At 55.8% G+C, this 21,890-nt stretch carries 15 protein-coding genes and 1 pseudogene; 9 read left to right on the forward strand and 7 right to left on the reverse strand.

What is annotated here, in order from left to right; genetic code table 11:
* Positions 1-41: 41 nt before the first annotated feature.
* The 3 genes from G9X64_RS29125 to G9X64_RS29135 all read right to left on the reverse strand — a co-directional run bounded on the left by G9X64_RS29125 (position 42) and on the right by G9X64_RS29135 (position 3,108).
* Positions 42-260, reverse strand: coding sequence for a hypothetical protein (locus tag G9X64_RS29125; RefSeq protein ID WP_171377907.1), 219 nt, complete (start codon positions 258-260; stop codon positions 42-44).
* Between the two features lie 77 nt (positions 261-337).
* On the reverse strand, positions 338-1,987 hold the full coding sequence (locus G9X64_RS29130) for an MFS transporter (RefSeq protein WP_246271050.1): 1,650 nt from the start codon (positions 1,985-1,987) through the stop codon (positions 338-340).
* Positions 1,984-3,108, reverse strand: coding sequence for an HlyD family secretion protein (locus tag G9X64_RS29135; RefSeq protein ID WP_171377908.1), 1,125 nt, complete (start codon positions 3,106-3,108; stop codon positions 1,984-1,986). The genes G9X64_RS29130 and G9X64_RS29135 overlap by 4 nt, the downstream gene beginning before the upstream one ends.
* A gap of 337 nt (positions 3,109-3,445) precedes the next feature.
* Between G9X64_RS29135 and G9X64_RS29140 the strand changes: the two genes are divergently transcribed.
* On the forward strand, positions 3,446-4,312 hold the full coding sequence (locus tag G9X64_RS29140) for an aldo/keto reductase (protein ID WP_125849275.1): 867 nt from the start codon (positions 3,446-3,448) through the stop codon (positions 4,310-4,312).
* Positions 4,313-4,404: 92 nt separating this feature from the next.
* Here the strand turns inward: G9X64_RS29140 and G9X64_RS29145 are convergent, their stop codons facing one another.
* From G9X64_RS29145 to G9X64_RS29160, 4 genes are all read right to left on the reverse strand, one after another.
* The gene (locus tag G9X64_RS29145) at positions 4,405-5,643 is read right to left on the reverse strand and encodes an MFS transporter (protein ID WP_246271052.1); all 1,239 of its coding nucleotides are present in this window, start codon (positions 5,641-5,643) and stop codon (positions 4,405-4,407) included.
* A 76-nt stretch (positions 5,644-5,719) separates the two neighbouring features.
* Positions 5,720-6,478, reverse strand: a complete 759-nt coding sequence (locus G9X64_RS29150; RefSeq protein WP_168317610.1) for an SDR family oxidoreductase — start codon at positions 6,476-6,478, stop codon at positions 5,720-5,722.
* A 130-nt stretch (positions 6,479-6,608) separates the two neighbouring features.
* Positions 6,609-7,427: an alpha/beta fold hydrolase gene (locus tag G9X64_RS29155; RefSeq protein WP_171377909.1), complete on the reverse strand. Its 819-nt coding sequence runs from the start codon at positions 7,425-7,427 to the stop codon at positions 6,609-6,611.
* A gap of 97 nt (positions 7,428-7,524) precedes the next feature.
* Positions 7,525-8,487, reverse strand: coding sequence for a GlxA family transcriptional regulator (locus G9X64_RS29160; RefSeq protein ID WP_130794321.1), 963 nt, complete (start codon positions 8,485-8,487; stop codon positions 7,525-7,527).
* Positions 8,488-8,695: 208 nt separating this feature from the next.
* Here G9X64_RS29160 and G9X64_RS29165 point away from each other — a divergent pair, with 208 nt between their 5' ends.
* The 8 genes and pseudogenes from G9X64_RS29165 to G9X64_RS29200 all read left to right on the forward strand — a co-directional run bounded on the left by G9X64_RS29165 (position 8,696) and on the right by G9X64_RS29200 (position 21,885).
* Entirely contained in the window at positions 8,696-9,871 is a 1,176-nt protein-coding gene (locus G9X64_RS29165) for an efflux RND transporter periplasmic adaptor subunit (protein ID WP_512700266.1), read from the forward strand.
* Positions 9,872-9,876: 5 nt separating this feature from the next.
* The gene (locus tag G9X64_RS29170) at positions 9,877-13,065 is read left to right on the forward strand and encodes an efflux RND transporter permease subunit (protein WP_168317612.1); all 3,189 of its coding nucleotides are present in this window, start codon (positions 9,877-9,879) and stop codon (positions 13,063-13,065) included.
* A 258-nt stretch (positions 13,066-13,323) separates the two neighbouring features.
* Positions 13,324-13,509, forward strand: a complete 186-nt coding sequence (locus G9X64_RS29175) for a hypothetical protein (RefSeq protein ID WP_130794317.1) — start codon at positions 13,324-13,326, stop codon at positions 13,507-13,509.
* Between the two features lie 27 nt (positions 13,510-13,536).
* Positions 13,537-14,055: a Dps family protein gene (locus tag G9X64_RS29180; protein WP_130794315.1), complete on the forward strand. Its 519-nt coding sequence runs from the start codon at positions 13,537-13,539 to the stop codon at positions 14,053-14,055.
* Positions 14,056-14,120: 65 nt separating this feature from the next.
* Positions 14,121-14,894: an alpha/beta fold hydrolase gene (locus tag G9X64_RS29185; protein ID WP_171377910.1), complete on the forward strand. Its 774-nt coding sequence runs from the start codon at positions 14,121-14,123 to the stop codon at positions 14,892-14,894.
* Between the two features lie 275 nt (positions 14,895-15,169).
* Complete coding sequence (gene hyoA / locus G9X64_RS29190; protein WP_171377911.1) at positions 15,170-19,483, forward strand: NACHT domain-containing antiphage protein HyoA; 4,314 nt, start codon at positions 15,170-15,172, stop codon at positions 19,481-19,483.
* Positions 19,484-19,783: 300 nt separating this feature from the next.
* A pseudogene (locus G9X64_RS29195) lies at positions 19,784-20,212 on the forward strand (Ohr family peroxiredoxin).
* 1,076 nt (positions 20,213-21,288) lie between these two features.
* Positions 21,289-21,885: a hypothetical protein gene (locus G9X64_RS29200; protein WP_171377912.1), complete on the forward strand. Its 597-nt coding sequence runs from the start codon at positions 21,289-21,291 to the stop codon at positions 21,883-21,885.
* The last annotated feature ends 5 nt before the right edge of the window (positions 21,886-21,890 follow it).

The raw sequence follows: 21,890 nt of genomic DNA on the forward strand, positions 1-21,890 counted from the left end.
CGTCCTTTGATGGGCCGGACTCTAATGCAATCTGGAGGAAATTACCCGTGGCAGGTCACCAGCGCACCAATTACCTGGCCCTCTTGAACGGCTACGAGGCCAACAAAGCTCTCGGATTTTAGCAGCTTAGCCATATATTGTGGCGTTGGACGCTTACTCGAATAGGATTCAGAATCGTCAAAAGCCTCTGCAAAGACATCGAGCATGCCATCCATAAGAGAATTCTCATCGGATTCTATTTTCTTTATTTCGATTTTCACAATCAGCTCTCTCTGTACCGAACGCTCAATATATTAGAGCTTTTCATGTTGTGATGGAAATTGCCGAGGTCTTAATGTTATCGTCCAGGCTCGCTCCGGCTTTCGTCCATGTCGCGGCGCTCGTCATATCCCTCACGCTTTCTGGGCTTGAGTATCGGACGCGGGCTCAATGGGCTGGGCGGTGAAGCCTTCATAAACGCTACCAGGACCAGCCCAGCGACGGAAAACCAGAATGCAATGATGAAGCTGTCGCTGTAGGCCAAAACGTAGGATTGCGATCGGACGGATGTGGCAAGCGTACCGACAGCTTTCGCGGTACCACTGCCGTTGTGACCCAGCGCGTCGTTCAAAGCGGCTAGACTTCGCTTATACAGCGGGTTGTCATTTGTCAGGTGAGCGCCAAGAACATTTGAATGGAACTGCTCCCTTCGGCGAATCCAGGTCCCCATCAGTCCAGCCGCAAGCTCAGCGCTTCCAAGGCGAGCGACCTGAATGTATGCCGACATCGCGGTCGAGCGTTTTGGATCCGAATTTCCAACCAAGAAGACGAACGATGCGTAGAACGTCAGAACCTGGCCGGTCGTGTGCAGCAGCACGATCAGCCCGAAACTGTCGGGGTACCAATCCGAGGTGACCTTTGAACCGATAAGAGCAGCGACGCCGCTCGCGGACAAACCCACGATCAATGTCACTCGCGCATCAACATACGTCAGGACAAATCCTGAGAGCATTACAATCATTGCTACCGGAATAACTGCGTAAACGATAAAGACGCCGCTTATCTGGAACGGCCGCAGTCCCCCCACGGTCTGCATTATTCCCGGGATGAGGGTGCTTCCAGCACTGCTGGCAAACGTAAAGACAATGACAACGGCCAGGCCGAGAATAACGTTGCGAGAACCGAGGACGCTGGCATGTGCCCACGGCCTCGACACGATGCTTTCGTTTATGAGAAAGGCGACAAATAGAAGCCCTCCAGCGAGGAACAATGACTCGACCAGCCCCGATTCAAGCCAGTCCAACCGGTTGCCTTGGTCCAGCGCGATATAGATGAATGTCATCGACGCGCCGAGTAGGAGCATTCCGCCCCAATCTGCGTTCGCCAAAAGTGACTTGTCAATCGGCTCCCTTGGGGCGCCCAACACTACAAGCAAGGCGATCAGCGGAGCGACAAGTACATCCTGCCAGTAAAGCCACTGCCATCCCAGGACGTCCCCGTAGTATCCGACCAGTGCAAACCCCATGCTTTGGGACAGGGGAATACGAAGTGTGTAGATCCCAAGGCCGATGATCCAGTATTTAGGAGCAAGGTTGCGGAAAATGATCATCAGCGTGGCGGGAACGAAGACGCCAAGGAGAAGCGCTCGAACAATGTGTGCGGCGAACAAAAGGTCGTGGTTATGGATAGAAGGAATCGCAAATGAGAGAGCCGCGTAAACGAGGCTCGAAGGTATCATCACCCTGCGAACGCCATAGACCGTCATCAACCAAGCGACGGCCGATGCGATAAATATCTGGGGCGCGTTGGCTGCAGTGGCGAACCAAGCACCTTCGTCGGCGCCAAAACCGTACGCTCCTCGTAAGTCGGGAAGGCCGACCGTGAAGACGCGGGTATCGAAACCCACCACAAATGCGGCCAACAGAAGAGCCGCAACGATGAGTATCGGCCGTTTCGTCGTCGTGTCTTGTGATAAGGGCCCCAGCACGGTCGAGGCGGCGCCATTCATGGGTTGGTGTCCGGAGTGGAAACCGTCACGACAGCAGACATCCCTGGGCGTAGGGATCGAACGAGTGGTTGGCCGCTTATAAATTCGATCCGAACGGGAACCCGTTGGACGACTTTCGTATAATTGCCAGTCGCATTGTCTGGCGGCAGCAGCGCGAACGTTGAGCCGCTCGCGGGTGAAAGCTTTCCGACTCTACCCTGCAGGATTTTGCCGGGAAAAGTGTCAATGCGGACATCAACGAGTTGCCCCGTACTCATCCTGCTAAGCTGTGTTTCTTTAAAGTTTGCGGTTACGTACACATTCGGGATTGGAACGACCGCAACGATACTGCCGCCGATGCCCACGTAGTCGCCAAGGTGGACCGACTTTTTGCCAACTACGCCGTCGAACGGTGCGTAGATGCGCGAGTACCTTTGGTGGAGCTGGGCGGTCGTGAAATTGGCTTCCTGCGCATCTATCTGCGCATTCAACAATGGCTCTTGACCTTGCAAGACTTGGAGTTGGGCCCGTTGCTGTTCGATCGCTGCGGCTGTTGACGCGACAGAGGCTTGCGCCTGCAGAAACGATGCTTGAGCCTGCTGGAGGCGCTGTTCCGTGCTTGCTTGGCCAAGGTTCTTCTGTCGTTCGAATTCGAGGCGTGTCTGTTCCTCCACCGCAAGTGCGGAGGCGTTTTGTGCCTCAGCGGCCTTGATTACCGCGCGTTGCAGGTTTTCCTGGTTGCCAAGGTTGACGCGTGATGCTTTTGCCGCCTCTAAATTTGCTGTCGCAAGGGCGAGGGCCGCGTCGTATTCGCTGGGATCGATCTCTACTATCAGGTCGCCTTTTTTTACCGGTTGATAGTCATCAACGGCGATTGTCCGAATATTTCCTGAGACCCGTGCGCTCATCGTGCTGAAATCTGCCCCGACGGCAGCGTCATCGGTCGTCTGCGTCGTCGCAGACGCGGTCCAGCCATTCCAGTGCGCGTTTGCGTATGCAACACCAGCTACAGCCAGGATTACTGCCGTGGCCGGTATGAAAAGCCTTGCTATTAGGCTGGGCTGGCTTGGAGGAAGGGGCGAGACAGGTGAGGGTGGCGCCTTGGCTGACGTCGGCGACAAGGTCGTTACGTTGTCGCTCATTCGAAGATCCGCACGCTTTCTGCGGGAGGGTTCCGTAGTTCCCTGCGCGTCAATTCAATTTCGGCTGGCCCGGTCGCCTGAACCGCCAAAGAGGTTGTCGCTTCAAATCGCATTGTCTTCTCCGCTCGACATACGAGGATGTATTCTGATTGTAAGCGGACCTTGATGCAGTGCTGTTTGGATCGATTGTAATATCCGGCACCCCAACGACTGGTTGGCAGTTCATACCCAACCCAAAACGCTCCAATCTTACAATAAAGCCCGGGCCAGCGCCTGTACGAGGGGGGGAAGTGCCTGTCGGGCCGTCAAAAATCTTCGCAATTGAGAGATCTCAGCAATGTCAGATAAGAAATCAAATGCAGCCGCAGCCGGAACTTTTGCTATAGGCTCGACGGTGGTCAATCGGTTGGGTTTCGGCGGAATGCGGATCACCGGTCGAGGAGTTTGGGGTCAGCCACAAGACCCAGATGAAGTCGAACGGACACTCAAGAAATTACCAGAGTTGGGCGTCAACTTCATTGACACGGCCGATTCCTATGGGCCTGGCGTTTCAGAAGAGCTCATCCGAAAAGCTCTCCACCCTTACAATGGGCTGTTGATTGCCACGAAAGCCGGGTTGACCCGTCCCGGCCCCGATCAGTGGGCGCCGGATGGCCGCCCCGAAAAGCTAGTTGCACGTGCTCACGAAAGTCGCGAGCGACTTGGCGTCGAGAAGATTGGGCTGTGGCAGCTGCATCGGATCGACCCGCGTGTCCCACGCAATGAACAGTTTGTCGCCATCCGAAGCCTGCTCGACACTGGCGTGATTTTGAATGCAGGCCTGAGCGAGGTCTCAGTCGAGGAGATCGAGGCGGCTTCTAAATATTTCAAAGTTTCAACGGTTCAAAACCGATACAATCTGGTCGATCGGTCCAGCGAGGACGTTCTTGATTACTGCGAGCAGAATGGGATCGGCTTTATCCCGTGGTTCCCGCTGGCAGCTGGCCAACTCACCAAGCGTGGCTCCGTGCTTGACATTATTGCTGAGAACCACGAAGCGACCCCGAGCCAGATCGCATTGGCGTGGGTGCTGAAACGAAGCCCCGTAATTATCCCGATTCCGGGCACGTCGAAGGTAAGCCACCTAGAAGAAAATGTCGCTGCGGCAGGCATCAAACTTAGTGACGATGAGTTCGCATCCCTCGATGCAGCTGGTCGCCAGTGACACAGCAATCGGCCCGACAACTGAGTTTGTCGGGCCGACAGGCAAAAGGCTGATGTTTGGGTATCAGGGAAATTATGCCCTCACTGCCAGTGCTATTTCCTCGCGAAAAGGTAGTTTAGCGCTAGCGAGATTGCTTCTGCGACAGCAGCAGCAACACCAATGGCCCACACAGCGTCGAGGCCAATAATCCCCGCACCGAGCGCACTTCCGATCGAGAAGCCTAGATACATTGTCGAAGTATTCAGGGATAGGGATACCGAAGCCTGAGAAGGGGACGATGCCGCAATCAATCTGGCCATCTGAGCGGGGAAGAAGGACCAGACGCTGAAACCCCAGACGCCGATAGCCACTAAGGCAGGTACTAAAGCCGCTGCTGGACCAAGGACGGTCACCGTTGCCAAAACAGTGAAGGAACAGCCGAGCAGAACGAGTGACGCCGTCACGACTCTTCCTGATCCGAACCGGTCATTCAGGCCGCCACCAGTCGTGACACCTACCGCTGCCGCAAATCCCCACATTGAGACCGTGGCGCCAATTCCTGAGGTACCGAAACCCAAGACCGTGGTGAGGTATGGTGCGATGTAAGGGTAGGCGGTATAGGCGCCAATTGACCAGAACAGAGTGACGGCAAGCAATTTGAGAATTGGCGCTTGCCGAATGACGCCCACGCGCTCCGACAAACTTGCGACGGACATGCCTTCACCTGCCGTGCGGACGATCCCCACGATAATACCGACGATCGCCACAAGGCCCATAACAGCGACAGCGAGAAACGTCGTCCTCCATCCAAAGGCGTGACCGACCAGGGCTCCAAGCGGTAACCCCAAAGCGATCGCGATGGTCATGCCACCACTGACGATAGCAAGCGCTCTTCCTCTTCGAGCAGGCCCGGCGATTGTACCAGCCAGAGCGTTCGCGCTCGGAACGTATAGTCCTGCTGCCACGGCCATAAGTAAGCGAGCAACTAGAAGGGTGGAGAACGTTGCCGAGAATGCTGCCACGAAGTTGCCCACGGCGAAAATGGTCATGGCAACTAACAATGTGTCACGGCGATTTAGACGTCCAGTAATCACTGTGGTGATCGGGGAACTTATGGCCAAAGTGATCGTGAAGACAACCACGAGCATCGCGGTCGCTGACAGGCTCATGCCGAGATCAGAGGCAATCGTCGGCAACAAAGGTGCGATCATGAAACCCTCTGTGCCTATCGCGAAGGTTCCAAGAGCTAGAAAATAGGCAGGCATCAAGGACGGCGTTGGCTCAGGGGTTTCCAGCGTCCGGGAAAGTGTCTCAGTGGGAATCTTGGGTGTCAGATTCAGTCGGTCAGACATGGTGAGGTACCCTTAACTGCATTCTTCTCGGCCTTCCCGTCTAACCGCGGGAAGGCCGATCGTTACGGTCCGATGCTCAAACAGGGATTGGATCTGCCACGAGGGCCGCGTTGAAGTCGTGAACGAGTTGATGTTCTTTCAGGCCAGGGTTGTCGCGGAGAGCCGTGATTTCTTCGACGAAGACCTCTGGAGCCTCAGTGGCGAGCCCCGCCATGGTTTTTTCGATAAACACGTCCAGCGGCATTGCCCGTGGATCGCCGCTCTTCTTAACAAGATCTGTGTCGACCCACGGCGGAGCGATCTCTTGAACCTTCACGTTCGTGTCACGCAACGCAAAACGCTGGGACAGCGAATAGGAATGCAGCGCAGCCTTGGTCGAGGAGTACACGGCGTTGCCAGCGAGCGGAACGAAGGCAAGAACTGACGTGTTGTGAATGATCGTCGCGTACGGTTGAGCCTTAAGGTGGTCGACAAGCGCCGAAGTCAGGCGAATTGGGCCAAGAAGATTTGTCTCGATGATCTTCTGCGAAACGGAATCGTCGATTTTGCCTGCCGGATCGTCGAACGGCATGATACCCGCATTGTTGATGAGCACGTTGAGTTTCGGATATTCCGAGATCAGCTTTGTAGCCACCCTCTCGATATCCGCAGCGTCGGCAATATTCAGCTCGATCCCGTCGATCCCTGGATTGGCGGCCGAGACTTCATCAAGCAGGGCCTTGCGGCGCCCGGCGATGATCACCTTGTTGCCAAGCTTGTGAAACGCTTCAGCAAGGGCGCGTCCAATCCCCGAAGTGCCGCCCGTGATGAAGATTGTGTTGCCAGTCATTTTCATAAGTCGCTCCATCTATTTTCGGCGCCAACTTTCTGGCTGGGCAACCGCGTTTCGATGGGAGGATGATGGCGGAAAATCGTGCTGGCTCAAATGTCATTGAAACGGCGATTTCGGACATTCGATGTTTCGTTTACGCTTCGAGGAAGCGCGTTGCGTCCTCAATGAATTCTTCGGCATGTTGAAAGAGCGACGCGTGACCCGAGTCTGGGTAGACGATGAATTTCGCGTCGGGGACCTGCTGAGACAGGACAAACGAGCAGTAGGCTGGAGCCACAATATCTTGTGCGCCCGCGACGACGAGTATTGGCAACTTAAGTTCTCTTGCTCGGTGTAGGATCCCTGGCCAGCGCGTGAAGGCTTGAACTTGCTCCATAAAGGCGAGGGCGCTTACTCCTGGAGATCTGTGGGGCTGATTTGCGATCCGGCGGATCGAGGTTCGACCGCATGACACTGCAGCTTCGGTCTCAGGATAAAAAAGGTAGAGAAAGTCTTGTTCGTCATTTTCTTGCTTCGCCAAAACTTTGGCAACACGGGGTTGTTGGCGCGGTCCTTCGGCGATGGCGCCTGGCGTCGCTCCTACTAGGATCATCCGACGTAATAGGTGGGGATACTCCAAGGCAAGCTGCTGGGCGACCGCCCCTCCGAGAGACCAGCCCAAAACATCAGCTTGGCGCGGAGCGACCTGGAGAATTGCCTCGGCAGCAACGCTCGCCATGGATTTTATGCTGTTGAGCGAACGCCCCTGAGACAGCCCGATGCCCGGATTGTCAAACCGCACGACTTGGTGGTCGCGGGAAAGCGACTTGATGAATGCCGGATCCCAATCGTCCATTGTGGCTCTGAAACGAGGAAGGAGGACAAGCGGCGTGCCACTTTCTGCGCCATTGGTCCGGATGGCGATTTCACCATACTTGGTTTGGACTGAGCGGATCTCTGGCCTTGAAGACATTATATGGTTCCCGACGTACCTCTTGCAGCACGCACCTATTCTAGCCAGAATCCGGCTAGTCTTAAATGACGGGTATCCGTCGTTTTAGGACGTTGACTCAGGCGTCCGCTAGCTCGACATCTTCGCCATCCATGAGCTTTAATGCCCGCTTCAAGCTTTGTGGAGGTTGTCCCAGTGTACGAAGAAACGCGCGGCGCATCCGGTCTCGATCGGAAAATCCCGTGTCGCGAGCAACAATCTCCATTGGGTGGCGACCGTCTTCCAACATGGCTTTCGCGGCCTCGAGACGTAACATCTCGACCGCTTTCGCTGGCGATTGGCCAGTCTCCTCCCTGAAAAGGCGACTGAACTGTCTTGGGCTCAGGCTAACGGCCTCCGCCAGTTCCTCAACCGTCAATGGATTGCGGAGATGCTCTTTCGCGTAAATCAAAGCGCGACGAATTCGGTCGGACCTTGGCTCAAGCTCCAAAAGCGCGGAGAACTGCGACTGACCTCCGGGCCGCCTGTGATAGACGACAAGCTTCCTCGCAATTGACCGTGAAACGGCCGCGTCAAAGTCATCCTCGATCAGAGCCAGCGTGAGATCGATCGCCGAGCTCATGCCCGCGGACGTCCAGATATTTCCATCGTGCGTGAAAATTCGATCCTCATCGACGTGCGCCAAGGGAAACCGTCTCTGAAGGTCGCGAGCGTGTGCCCAATGCGTAGTCGCCACCTTCCCGTCCAGCAGTCCCGCTTCGGCCAGCAGAAAAGCTCCGGTGCAAAGCCCGGCGACTCGCCGCGATTCTGTACCCGCCTTGGAAATGTAATCTCGCAATACGGGAGATGAAGGGTTCGGGTTTAGCTCGCCAACAACCATCAAGGTGTCCGGAAAATCACCAAGGGGTTCGGTCTCCACGCCAATCTTCAGCGACGATCGAACGGTGCCTCCCTTCTCGGACATTACAGTCAGCTTATAGGCCTCCGTACCCTGCCCCTGATTGGCGAATTCAAACGCCGAAAGGGCCGCAAGACCCATGACCTGAAAACCGTCTTCAAGAATAAAGCCCACAGATCGCATTAATTGCTCCGTCTTAAACTGCTGCATACCCCAGCTTTGAGACATAAGGCCCGTTTCGGTCAAGAGCGCAGTTTAAAGGCCAGACGCTAGTCGTTGATTGTACAATAACTGGCACTGCTAGGCTGTCAGTCTGCTTTCACAAAGCCAGACCCGCATTCATGCGAGGTCGGCGTCAACCCTTGTTGCGCTGCTACTTGTGAGGTGGAAAATGAAAGCTCGAATTCTAGTATTATCGCTTTGCATGGCCGGATGGACGGTAGCTCCGACTGACTTCGTCAATGCCCAAGAGGCCGCTCCGCAGGTGGTTGTAGCAAAGCCACTGGTTCGCGACGTGACAGACAGAGATGAATTCATTGGCCGGTTTCGGGCCGCCGAACAGGTCGACATCCGTTCGCGAGTCGGTGGCTATCTGCAGAGCATTGCTTTCACAGACGGCCAGTTGGTCAAGGAAGGTGATGAACTTTTCAAGGTCGACCAACGCCCCTTTGTGACCGCATTGAGCCAAGCTAAGGCCAGCCTCGCTGCAGCAAATGCGGGCTTAACCTATGCGCAGGCCCAATTCGATCGCGTCAACGCTCTGGTTAAGTCGGGGAGCCAGACGGTTGCGACCCTGGATGATCGGCGGAGGGAATTGGACTCGGCGCAAGCAAATCTCCAAGGGTCTCAAGCGAGTGTCGATCGCGCTGAGCTCGACATGACCTATAGCCGGATTGTTGCGCCACTGAGCGGCCGCATCGACCGCCATATGATTTCTGTCGGCAACCTGGTCACCGCAGACCAGACGGTCCTCACGTCGATCGTCATGCTTGACCCGATCGACTTCTATTTCGACATCGATGAACGTCGTCTTTTGAGCTACGCCGAAACCGCTCGCAAAAATGGCTCCGTCCTGCAGAGCGGTGGCGGAGGTTTGAAGGTCTCGGTGAAGCTGGGCGACCGGGACGGGACGACCTATAACGGCACGCTCGATTTCGCCGAAAATCAGGTCGACGCGGCGACCGGAACCCTTCGCGCCCGCGCCAGGTTTGCAAATCCTGATTTCGTGCTTCAGCCAGGGTTGTTTGGCAGGGTCGAGCTTGAAGGTTCAAATTCATACAAGGCGATCTTGATACCGGACGAGGCTATTAGCTCCGATCAAGACGAACGCGTTGTCTTCGTCGTTGGCAAGGACAATGTCGTATCGACAAAAGCCATCCGGCCAGGTCCGAAAATCGACGGATACCGTGTTGTCAGAAGCGGCCTCGACGGTAGCGAGAGTCTAGTTGTGAAGGGCGTCGTTCGCGTCCGCCCAGGCGTTAAGGTCGATCCGAAAGAAATTACCCTTCCGCCTGAAAACGAAGATCCGGTCGAGTCAGCACCACTGACCGCCGTGAATGCGGAGTAGCGGAGATGCGGTTCGCACACTTCTTTATCGACAGGCCGATCTTTGCGTCAGTCATTTCGCTCCTGCTGATTATCGTGGGTTCAATTGCCTATTTCGAACTGCCAGTCGCGCAGTATCCGGAAATCGCACCCCCAACAATCGTCGTCCGCACCTTTTACCCAGGCGCAGATTCTCAGACGATAGCTGACACGGTGTCCACGCCGATTGAGCAGGAAGTCAACGGCGTAGAAGACATGCTGTACATGTCGTCCTATTCGAGTGCCGACGGCGCGATGACACTCACAATCACGTTTGCGTTGGGTACTGATCTGGATAAGGCGCAGGTCCTCGTCCAAAACCGCGTTGCGATTGCGCTCCCGAGACTTCCGCAAGAAGTCCAGCGACTGGGGGTGACGACGAACAAAAGCTCGCCTGACCTCCTGATGGTGGTCCACCTGCTTTCTCCCAACGGAAGGTATGACCAGCTCTACACCTCTAACTACGCGAGAAACCGCGTTCGAGATGTGCTCGTACGCCTGCAGGGTGTCGGCGATATTCAAATCTTCGGCGAACGCCAATACGCTATGCGCATCTGGCTGGACCCGGAAAAGCTTTCCTCTTACGGCATGACATCGAACGACGTCGTGAGTGCTCTGCGTGACCAGAACGTTCAGGTGTCCGGCGGCTCAATCGGAGCTCCTCCGGCAGCGGTCGACAATCCGTTTCAGTATACCGTCAGGACAGATGGCCGCTTCTCCGACGCCCGACAATTTCGATATGTCATCGTCAAGTCGACACCCGACGGGCGCCTCGTGAAGCTCGAGGATGTTGCTCGCATTGAGCTTGGAGCCCGCGATTACGTTACCAACGCCTATGTGAACAACAATCCAGCGGTCGGTATGGGCATCTTTGCCCGGCCGGGTACGAACGCGCTGGAAACGGCAGCTCAGATCAAATCTATCATGAAGGACCTGTCAGCTCAGTTCCCGCCTGGTCTTGAGTATCGCATCATCTACGACACCACCGACTTCGTGGCTTCTTCGATCGATGAGGTTTACCGCACCATCGGCGAAGCGATTGTTCTCGTCGCACTCGTGGTTCTCATCTTCCTCCAGTCCTGGAGAACCGCGATAGTACCCATCGTCGCCATCCCGGTCTCTCTTGTCGGTACGTTCGCCTTCCTCGCAGCGTTTGGCATGTCTCTGAACATGCTGACACTGTTCGGCTTGGTGCTGGCGATCGGCATTGTGGTCGACGATGCCATTGTCGTAGTGGAAAACGTTGAACGAAACCTCGCCGCCGGTATGAGCCCTCGGCGGGCAGCTCATCGGACCATGGACGAGGTCGGGACGGCCGTCGTCGCTATCTCGCTCGTGCTTATCGCCGTGTTTGTGCCGACCGCCTTCATTCCCGGAATTTCCGGCCAGTTCTACAAGCAGTTCGCAGTGACCATCTCGATCGCAACGGCGATCTCGGCAATCAACTCTCTGACATTGTCTCCTGCTCTTGCGGCACTGGTGCTGAAGAGGCATGAGCACGAATCTGTAAAGCGAAGCATCGCGGGAAGAATTGGTCATAAGTCGGCCGAGCTCTTCAACCGCGGCTTTGACAGAGTGAGTAGTGCCTATTCAACGAGCATCCGTCATATCGTTAGCACGAAAACCGGACTGACTTGTGCCTTGATCGTCTTCCCATGTTTGTTGGTCGCCACATGGTTCTTGAGCACGAAGGTGCCAAGTGGCTTCATCCCGATCATGGACCAAGGCTATGCAATCGTCGTAGTCGAGCTTCCCGACGGAGCTTCGCTGGAACGAACCGATGCGGTGATCAAAAAGGCGGGTGAAATCGCGAGGTCGACCCCAGGCGTCGCTAACGCCGTTCAGTTCGCTGGGTTCAGCGGCGCAACATTCACCAACGCATCTAATGCAGGCGTGATTTTCACACCGTTCAAGTCATTCGACGAGCGACTGAAGAGCGGGGACACATCAACGAAGATTATTCAAACGCTTTACAAAAACCTCCAGGCTGTCGACGAGGCCTTCATCATCGCCATTCCGCCGCCGCCCGTGCAGGGCATCGGGAATTCCGGTGGCTTCAAGATGCAGGTGATGGACCAGGACAGTTCCAGCATGACGCGTGCGCTCGCGCTGGCAAGACAGATGATGGTGACGGCCAACAAGACGCCGGGCTTGACCGGAGTCTTCACGACCTTCTCGGAATCAAGCCCGCAATACTTCTTGTCGATTGATCGGGATAAGGCACAGTTCTTGAATGTTCCAATCCCAAATATCTTCGAAACGCTGTCGAGCAACCTTGGTGTATCATACGTCAACGATTTCAATGCTTTTGGCCGTGTCTATCAAGTCCGAGCTCAGGCGGACAAGAAGTTCAGACTTGAGAAAGACGACATGCTTGATCTGAAAGTGCGCTCTGCAACCGGCGCTCTGGTGCCGCTCGGAACCCTTGCAGATATAAAGGAGGCTAGTGGACCCGCTTTGGTGCAGAGGTACAACATGTACGTTTCAGTCCCGCTGCAGGGGAATGCCGCTCCCGGTGTCTCTACAGGCGAGGCGATTGCCAAGATGCAAGGCATTGCGGCGCAGGTTCTTCCGCCAGGCACCACGTTCGAGTGGACCGAGCTCGCATATCAGGAAACGCATATCGGAGGCAGCGCGATCTGGATCTTTGCCCTTTCCGTGGTGTTCGTTTTCCTGGCGCTGTCGGCGCAGTATGAGAGCTGGGTACTTCCCCTGGCAATCATTCTGATCGTTCCACTTGCGGTTCTCGGAGCTCTTACGGGTGTTTACCTGAGAGGCATGGACAACAACGTCTTGACGCAAATCGGCTTTGTTGTGCTGATTGGTCTCGCGGCCAAGAACGCAATCCTGATCGTTGAGTTCGCTCGTCAGGCCCAGGAAAATGGTAAGTCGGCGGTTGAGGCCGCAGTTGAGGCCAGCCACCTCCGCCTCCGGCCGATCTTGATGACCGCCTTGGCGTTCATCTTCGGCGTGCTACCGCTAGCAATAGCGGAGGGCCCCGGCGCAGAGATGCGTCAGTCACTTGGAACAGCGGTGTTTAGTGGCATGCTCGGTGTAACGGTGTTTGGCCTGTTTCTCACGCCGGTCTTTTATGTGGTTCTTCGATCGAGATATTCGCCGCGGACAGCCGAGGAAGACGACGACGTGATCATTGAGCATCAACAAGCGGCCGAGTGATCCCCCTATCGCACCTTTCATGCGGCGCCCTCTAGGGCGCCGCTTTTTTGGTCCTGTAAGCGCCCCCAAAAAGGATGGTCAGCTTGCTGGATCGAGACAGCGATCTGGTCGCTCGGTGCCGCGATATCCTAAATGGGTGGTCAGCTATCAATCTTCGAGAGTGATAAGGCGCCGTTGCAGACGGCGCAGGAGCTGAAATGTCCAAGATATTTTCGTTGCATTTCGCAAAGATCACCAAAGGCAAAAGGAGATCTAGAAATGGACAGCAAAAATCTCGACAGTCGAGCCGAGGTCCGCGATGGCATCGAAGTCATGCCCGAGATGGCCGATATGCCACTTGAGATGCCCCAGGCAAAACGCACCACTGCAGATGAACTCGTTGATGAGGCGCTGCTGGAGTCATTCCCAGCAAGCGATCCAATGGCATCGGGCAGAATGGAATGAACTCTAGAAACGCAGAAGGAGTTTTCAATGGACCAGATCGATCACTTGCACCGCGCCGCTGCGCTTAAAACGCCGACTGGGTTGGGCGAGGAAGCGGTGAAGGACATTTCTGCTGCTGCCACAACGCTGCTAGCTGACGTCTTCGCGCTTTATCTGAAGACCAAGAATTTTCACTGGCACATGTCGGGGCCGAACTTTCGGAGCTATCACCTGCTCCTTGATGCCCATGGCGAAGAACTGTTTGCCATCACGGACCCCTTGGCCGAACGAGTTCGCAAGCTCGGCGGAACAACACTGCGCTCCATCGGCGATATAGCGCGACAGCAGCGTATCGCTGACAACGACGCAGAATATGTTCACCCGCATGAGATGCTCGCCGAGCTGCGGGAGGACAACGGCGTTCTCATCGCCAGGATGCGGGCCCTGCATGAGCTCTGCGACGAACATCGCGATGTTGCGACCGCCAGCCTACTCGAAAACTGGATCGACCAAGGTGAGATGAGGGTGTGGTTCCTCTTTGAGACCCTTCGTTCCACAAACGGGTGACCTTGAGCCGCAAAAGCAAGGCCTGCCTCACCGAATAACGTTCCCCAAAATAAAAGGTAATTCCCATGATCAAGTTGATAACTGCCGCACTGCTCGGCGCCGCGGCGCTCGGTATGACCGGTTCGGCGAATGCTGCCGAAAAGCCAGCAATCGTCCTCGTCCACGGCGCGTTCGCGGAAGCGTCAAGTTGGAACGGGGTGATCAAAAAGCTGGAAGCGGATGGATACTCCGTCACAGCGGTCGCGAACCCTCTCCGTGGTGTTAAATCCGATGGCGACTATGTGCGCCATCTCGTCGCCAGCTTTAAAACGCCGGTGGTTCTGGTCGGTCACTCGTACGGCGGATCGGTCATCTCCGAGGCCGCTGATCCGGCCAAGGTAAAGTCGCTGGTCTACGTCTCTGCATTCGCGCCAGACACCGGCGAATCCGCCATCGACCTCTCGGGCAAGTTTCCTGGGAGCACGCTTGGTGGCACGCTCGCGGCACCTGTAGCGCTGAATGATGGAGGCGAGGACCTGTATATTAAGCAGGACAAATTCCATAGCCAGTTTGCTGCCGACGTTCCGGAAGCTGCCGCGAAGTTGATGGCGGCAACCCAGCGCCCTGTCACGTCGGCTGCCCTGGGGGAGAAGTCCGTGAATGCCGCGTGGAAAGACATCCCGTCCTGGTTCATCTATGGCGACGCCGACAAAAACATCCCGCCGAAAGCAATTGCCTGGATGGCCGAACGCGCGAAGTCCAAGGATACCGTCGTTGTGAAGGGCGCATCGCACGTCGTCATGGTTTCCCATCCTGAGAAGGTTGCGAAGATCATCGAAGAGGCGGCGACAGCCAAGTGAGTGACGCCTGCAACGCTTCTTTCAACGGTTAAATCACGTGCGGCCGCTAGCGCAGTGGCCGCATTTTTCAATCGACGGCCGATTTTTGTTCCGTATCTGTCCATCATGAAGATGATCGAGTAGCTTGCGGCATCACCGGACGATTGGACGGATGTAGGGGAGTGAAGGAGCCCACGCTTCCGGTGGTTGCGGCAGCGACTTGCAATGCACTTTGCGCTTTTCTAATGTCCGGCGACTACTGCCGTACATTTCCCGCCACTTCTAGAGTTTATCTGATGAACAAACAGGCATTTGTGGACCTCGATCGTCGATTCGTGCAGCTCGATGACGGGCTAGGCGGGGACATGGATGATTGGATCTACGCGGGTCCGGGAATAGGCTGGGAAGCTCTCGCCAAGGAACGCCGGGCGATCGTCTTAGCCGAAGCTGGCGCGGGAAAGACGCAGGAGATCAAGGCGGCAGTTCGGAAACTTAGGGAGTCGGGCAAAGTGGCCTTCTTCGTTCGCCTTGAGGAGCTTTCCGACGGCGTGACGCAAGCATCCTTCGATGGGGCAGATACGGGATCGCTGCGAGAACTGGATACTTGGTTGAACGAGACTGATACCGGATGGTTCATGCTGGACTCGGTCGACGAGGCGCGTCTTGGCAGCGCGAAAAATTTCCAACGGGCCATCAAGCATCTCTCTGGCAAGCTTGGAGACGCTGCGCAGCGGGCCAACATCATCATCACCAGCCGCGCAAGCGAATGGAGACCTGAGAGTGATCTAAGGTTGGTCAATAATTTCCTGCCCCTTCCCGAGACGGAGGAAACTGCGTCGCACTTCAATGCTGACAATCTGGAGAGAATTTTCGACTCAGTGACTGAAGCGGTCGACGGAATGGAAAAGCGGACCGGAGCAAGGGTCTACACGCTGCTGCCTTTGAATGAGCCACGCATTCGGCACCTGGCCGCCCACTTCGGAGTCAATGACACAAATTCCTTTTACCACGCAGTTGAACGGGCTGACGCCGTTGGCTTTGCGAGCAGGCCCAAGGACCTTGAGGATCTGGCGGAGTATTGGCTCCAGAACGGATCAATCGGCGGACAACTGGAGCTAGTCGAAAACGACATCGCTTTGAAGCTCAAGGAGCGCGACCAAGATCGAGCACAGGCAAGACCTCTTGCTTCGGATAGTGCTAGACTCGGAGTGAAAATTCTTGCTGCGGCGTCGTCACTCCTGCGAGACCAGCAGTTCCGGGTTCCGGAAACTGACAGCGATCTTGATGGGATCGATGTCGGTGCGATCCTTGGCATGTGGACCGAGGGTAATTGCCAAACTCTCCTGTCGCGCCCGATTTTCGATGAAGCCATTTATGGCCGGGTCCGTTTTCATCATCGGTCGGTGAGGGAATACCTGGCCGCAGAATGGATAGTGGAGCTATTAGAGCGAGGGAACTCTCGGCGACAGGTGGAGCAGCTCTTTTTCAAGAGCCAATATGGCATCGAGCTTATCGTTCCAGCGATGCGGCCGTTGCTGCCTTGGATTGCGCTGAAGGATGAGAGGATCCGCAACAAACTCGCCCGGATTGCGCCCGAAGTTCTGACCGAGGGCGGTGACCCAAGCGCATTTCCCGCCGACTTTCGCGAAGCTTTAATCAGGGATATCTGCTCACGGCGCAACCGGGAGCGCTTTGGTAGACTGCTAGATGCCGCGGCCGTTGGGCGGATGGCGATGAGCGACGTGGGGCCAGCTATTAGGGAACTCCTGTCGGCTTACAAGGACGACGAAGTCGTTCGGATCACCCTGCTGCGCATGGCATGGCAAGGCAACATGCGGGGGTGCCTTGAGCAAGCGAAGGCGTTTGCTCTTGGCACCTCCTATGACGGCACAACTCGTGGCGCGGCTATTCAGGTGGTTGCCGCGACGGCTGGAACAGCCGAGTTAGCCCAATTTCGCGACAATTTGCTTGGATCGCTGGGCGAGCGGGATCTCGTTATCTTCGGGGAATGCCTTCGCAGCCTTGGCGCAATTCTCGATCCGAAGCTCGCGATCGACATTGCCGCGAACTTGCTTGGGCCCGACAAGTACGGCTTCCAGTCGCTCAAGGTTCGGTTTGTTGCGTTCGTCGACGGCTTGCCTTTGGCTGAATGCCGCACGGTGGTCGACGAAATCCTCGTGAAGTTGCGCGAAACTCCCTTCAAGGAGGGCCGGAACTACAGAGTCTCTGATAAGGTCTATTGGCTTTTGCCGGTCGCCGCCAGGGCGTGCGAAAGGCTTGTGGAAGCGAAGGACGCCTTTGCTCTCTCCACTAACGCTCTAGATATTATGTCCCTTATCGAAAAATCGACGGCTTATGATCGTAGCTCGATCAAGACCGATCTTGGAGCCATGGTTAAGGCTTGGAGCGATCTGAATGAACAACTGTTTTGGCGTGAGATTTCAGCTGAGCGAGCTAAAGGGCGTGTGATCACAAATTGGTGGGAGGTGAGTGGGCTTCCATCGTTTTGGCAGTTCTCAAGCGTCGACTTTCCAAGGTTCGTTGAACAGATCACCAACCGACAGGGAGATGACCGCTTCGTTGCCCTATCGGTTGCCATAAAAGTTACGCCGACAGAAGCATTAGAGGAAAGCCTCCCTACCATTCGAAAAGCCATAGGCGACGACACGAACCTGAATGCTCGCCTCGATGAGTTTCTAAATCCAAACCCGACTGCGCAACAGCTGGAGCTTCAACGTCGAAGACGCGAGCATGAGGAGGAGACGGAGAGGCGCGAACTTGAGGAGGGGGCTCGTCTCGCGCAGTACAAGCTTCGGATTTCGCAAAATCTCAGTTGGCTGGGAGCAGCCCCACCCGATGGTGTCACACACGCTCAGCTTCACATGCTAGAGGCGCTAAGAGACCTCGATCTCGATCGAAACCGCCTGGCGCATCCTAACTGGCAAGGCCTAGTTCCCGAATACGGCCATGAGGTCGTCCAAGCGTTCAAGGACGGAGCTCAGCGATACTGGCGCCATCATGTTCCGCAGCTCCGATCCGAGGGCGTGCAGACCATGAACTCAATCCCGCACCAAACCTATCTCGGGTTGACCGGCCTCGAGTTCGACGCCCAGGAAGAAGGGTGGCTTGATGCCATGTCTTCTGAAGACGCCAAGCTTGCCGCACGATATGCGCTCTGGGAAATGAATGGCTTCTCGGACTGGCTTGGTTCCCTGGCCGAGAAGTTCCCATCGGAAGTTGTGGAAGTCTTATTCACGGAAATCGAATGGGAGTTTGCTCAACTGGACTCCGAGAGCTACGTAATTTCCAACTTGGTGTGGCATGGCGAACAACTTCGACCAATGCTTGGGCGCCGACTTCTCGGGCTTTTAACCGCACAAGAACCCCGCTCCCTTGGCGTACTGAGGGGTGCGTTGAAGATCGTTTCGGCAGACGACACGATCAGCGATGCCGAGCTTGCAGCGTTGGCGGAGCACAAAACCAAGGGCGCCGCCTCGTCTAGCCACACCGCTCTTTGGGTGGCACTTTGGCTAACGGTTCAAGCGCCCGAAGCTATCGCCTTCCTTGACGGTCATCTGCTCGGCCTCGACCAGTGCGACGCCAAAAACTTCACCATGGCCGCCAGTTCGGGTTTTCTCTCCACCGACCACGACTGGGTCTCTAAGCGGACGAGTTTCAAAACCCCGCAGTCGCTGAAGCGGCTTTTCGAAATCCTTTGCCGCCACATAAAGCGTACAGAGGACACGAAGCGTGTTCATCTGCGAGCTTATTCACCGGAAGAACGAGATCACGCGCAACAGGAACGCGACATGGTCTTGACCATGCTTGGTGAGATCGAAGGCAAAGAAGCATTCGTTGCCTTGATGGAACTAGCCGACACTCACGTCGATCAGGATATCCGCCCACATATCCGACGAGCTGCTCTCGCTCGTGCGGAAGCTGATGCCAATCTGAAGCCTTGGTCAGCTGCTGACTTTCACGCCTTCACAAGGGATCTTGATCGAAATCCTGGAAGCCTCCGCGAGTTGTACGATCTCGTTTGCAATCGGCTGCTGGATTTCAAGCAGGAACTGGAGGAGGGCGACGATAGTATCGCCAGCATCGTTCATAAGGTTGACGCCGAGACTGTGCAGCGAAACTTCTTTGGCAAGCTGTTTCGTGACAGGTCGAACGGCAGGTATTTTGCGCCCAATGAGGAAGAGCTTGCCGACGCAAAAAGGCCAGACCTCAGGATCCATGCCACCGACATTCATGGACCCGTCCCAATCGAGTTCAAAATCGCAGACAATTGGAGTGGGTCGGAGCTTTTTGAGCGACTGCAGAACCAGCTATGTAACGATTATCTTCGGGACGCACGTTCATCTTATGGTGTGTTCCTGATGTCGAACCGTGCCGTGAAGCGGAAGAGCTGGGAGCACCCGATCACCGGAGCGGCGCTGACATTCGCCGAACTCTGCATCGCGCTGCAGGACTTCGCGGACGAATACATCGCAAAGCGGCCTGATATTGACGGCATCAAGGTCATTGGGATCGACCTGACGAAGCGCCTCAAGGTGCGTCGTCCCGACCCTGTCCCGCGAAGCAAGCGAATGCCTTCGAAGAAAAAGTGACTGGTTGCGAACAAGATCAACCTGCGGCCATTACTCGCCGAGCAGAATGAATTTGGGTTTTTGGAGCCTGTTATTCGAACTGTCGAAAAGTGAATTTTCGGAGGCTCGAACAATGTTCGTGGAAATTGACTATTATTCGGCGAAAATTATCAATCCGGTCGACTCTTGGGGAGGCAGCCCGTCGCGGCAATAGCACCTGGGTATGAATTGCAAATCGGCGCAGAAGTGCAAGGACTGCAATGCCGCGATTTGGCCGCTTGCGCCCACCATGGCTTCGCCATCCACACACGGGGATAACTAATGACCGTTGACGCAAAATAGAAAACCAATGCAACAGCAACGGGCGGAGGTCGCGATGGCCACACCGCTCTGGCCGACGGCACGATTGAATTCGATCTGGTCATCCCGGGGGAACTGGGCGGGCCGGGCGGCGACGGAGCGAACCCCGAAAAGCTTTTCGCACTCGGTTATTCTAAATGCTTTCTTGGCGCACTTCGAGTCGGCGCTCAGCAGCTGAAGACGAAGGTTCCAGAGGGCTCGATGGTGTCCGCTACAATCGGCAAGGGGCCGCGCACAGAGGGTGGTTTTGCTATCACCGCGGCCCTGGACGTCTATTTGCCCGGCATTACGGAGGCCGAAGCCCAGCACCTCGTTGAAGCGACGCACATTTGCCCGTACTCGAACAGCATCAAGGCGACGGTTGACGTAGCATTTACGGTGAGAACCTGATCCCAACCGAAATCGGCCGTTGTGTGAGGGAGGGCCGATCGACCGCCCTTCCTGCCTTAAAGAACTCGCGTGGTCCCCTTGCCGCTCTTGATTCCGAACGCAGCTATCCCATCCAATAATCCACGGTTACGGGATGAGCGGAAATTATGTTGTTTGATAGTGACCGCTTGAGCCTTGGCTTGGTTTTGCCAGCACAGCGATGAATCCGTTCGGACTTCGAGTTCGAGCCCAGCTTTCACTGGCCGCCAGAGCAGACCGGGCAGGTTTCGGGCGCTGTGGGTGAGAACATCAACACGGCCACCCGCTGACGTTATCGACGAGATCGCGTCGATGTGATTTCCGCAGTTTGTTTGCCCGCGGTTCAACTGGCAAAGATTCATTAGATTCCGAGTTTTCGGGAGGGGGTCAACACGTTGGATTCGTTGACTTCTCGAGGTGGCTAATATACGCAATCCCCTAACTTCCGACAGTAATCGCCTAACTTTCGAACACGGATATTTCGAAATTCGAAGTATTATCTACGTGAGACCAGGCACCGAAGCTCGATTGTTTGGATGCGAACAACAATCATCAATCGTGCGCGTGAAGAGGTGGGAAAATGTTCACGCTGCCGAACAATCCCGAGTGCTATCTTTCGGCAATTCGAACATTGCTCGGAAATACCGGCAAATGTTTGAGAGCCGAAACAATGGCCGCATCGTATCTCAGAATGGGCCTTCATAGTGCGTAGCAGGAGCCAGTGAGCCAGAGGGACATTGACGTCCCGCCCTCGCTTCCCGTCAAGGATGCTACCTCGTAGCGGCTGGTCTCGATACACGCGAAGCCGGTTCGATCATTGAAGCCGATGATTGAGCCACAAGCGTTATGCCGCAAGTCATCAGAATCGGAAGTGATCCGTCTTTAAGGGTGCAGCTAGCGCTCCGTCATCAGCGTCATAGGCGGCGCAATTTTTCGGTTGACGACGCCTCAGGTGTTCTGTATCTGTTCACGCATGATCCAGAGCGCCAGAACCATACGAATAGCACGCTGAAACTGACCCGGAATCCGGGCTTTTCATGTGTTTAATTCGAGGGTTCATGATGAGCATCTCTTCTCCGCGCTCTGTGGCGCAATCAAATGCCGTAGGAACTTTATATCCTCTCAGCACCGTCCGTTGCGTAGGACCAGTGCTGTTCAGAGATCAGTTGGCCCGAGACATCGCGTGCCTGCTGGACGTCGACGACGAAGTTCTGTCGTGGTCATGCCGGTCCCTTTCGCTATCCAAAGATGGTCAGGTCTACAAACCGGATTTTATGGTCGAAAGAGCTGATCTGCGGTTTGCTATTGATGGCGTCCGAGATGACGAAGCACCGCCCTGGGCAAAGGCAAAATCCATCGATGCTGGTTTCCCGTACGAGGCGATCGCGGCTTCTGCGCTTCCACGTATCCGGTTGAAGAACGCAAAGGACCTATTGCGCTACGCGCGGCATGAAGCGGCTCTGTCGGACCGTATCAGGCTGCTTGCCGCACTGGACGAATACTCAAGCCTGACCGTTGCAGAAGCGCTTGTCGTGTTCCGCGAAACGAAGCCCGTCGCGGGCTTGGCATCCATGGTCCTGCAGCGGTTCGTCACCATGGATCTCGATGAACGGCTCATCGGGCCAGAGACCATAGTGCGCCGTAAGCGCGACTAATTCCC

Origin of the sequence: Rhizobium sophorae, assembly GCF_013087515.1 — a bacterium.
Classification (GTDB): Bacteria; Pseudomonadota; Alphaproteobacteria; order Rhizobiales; family Rhizobiaceae; genus Rhizobium; species Rhizobium sophorae.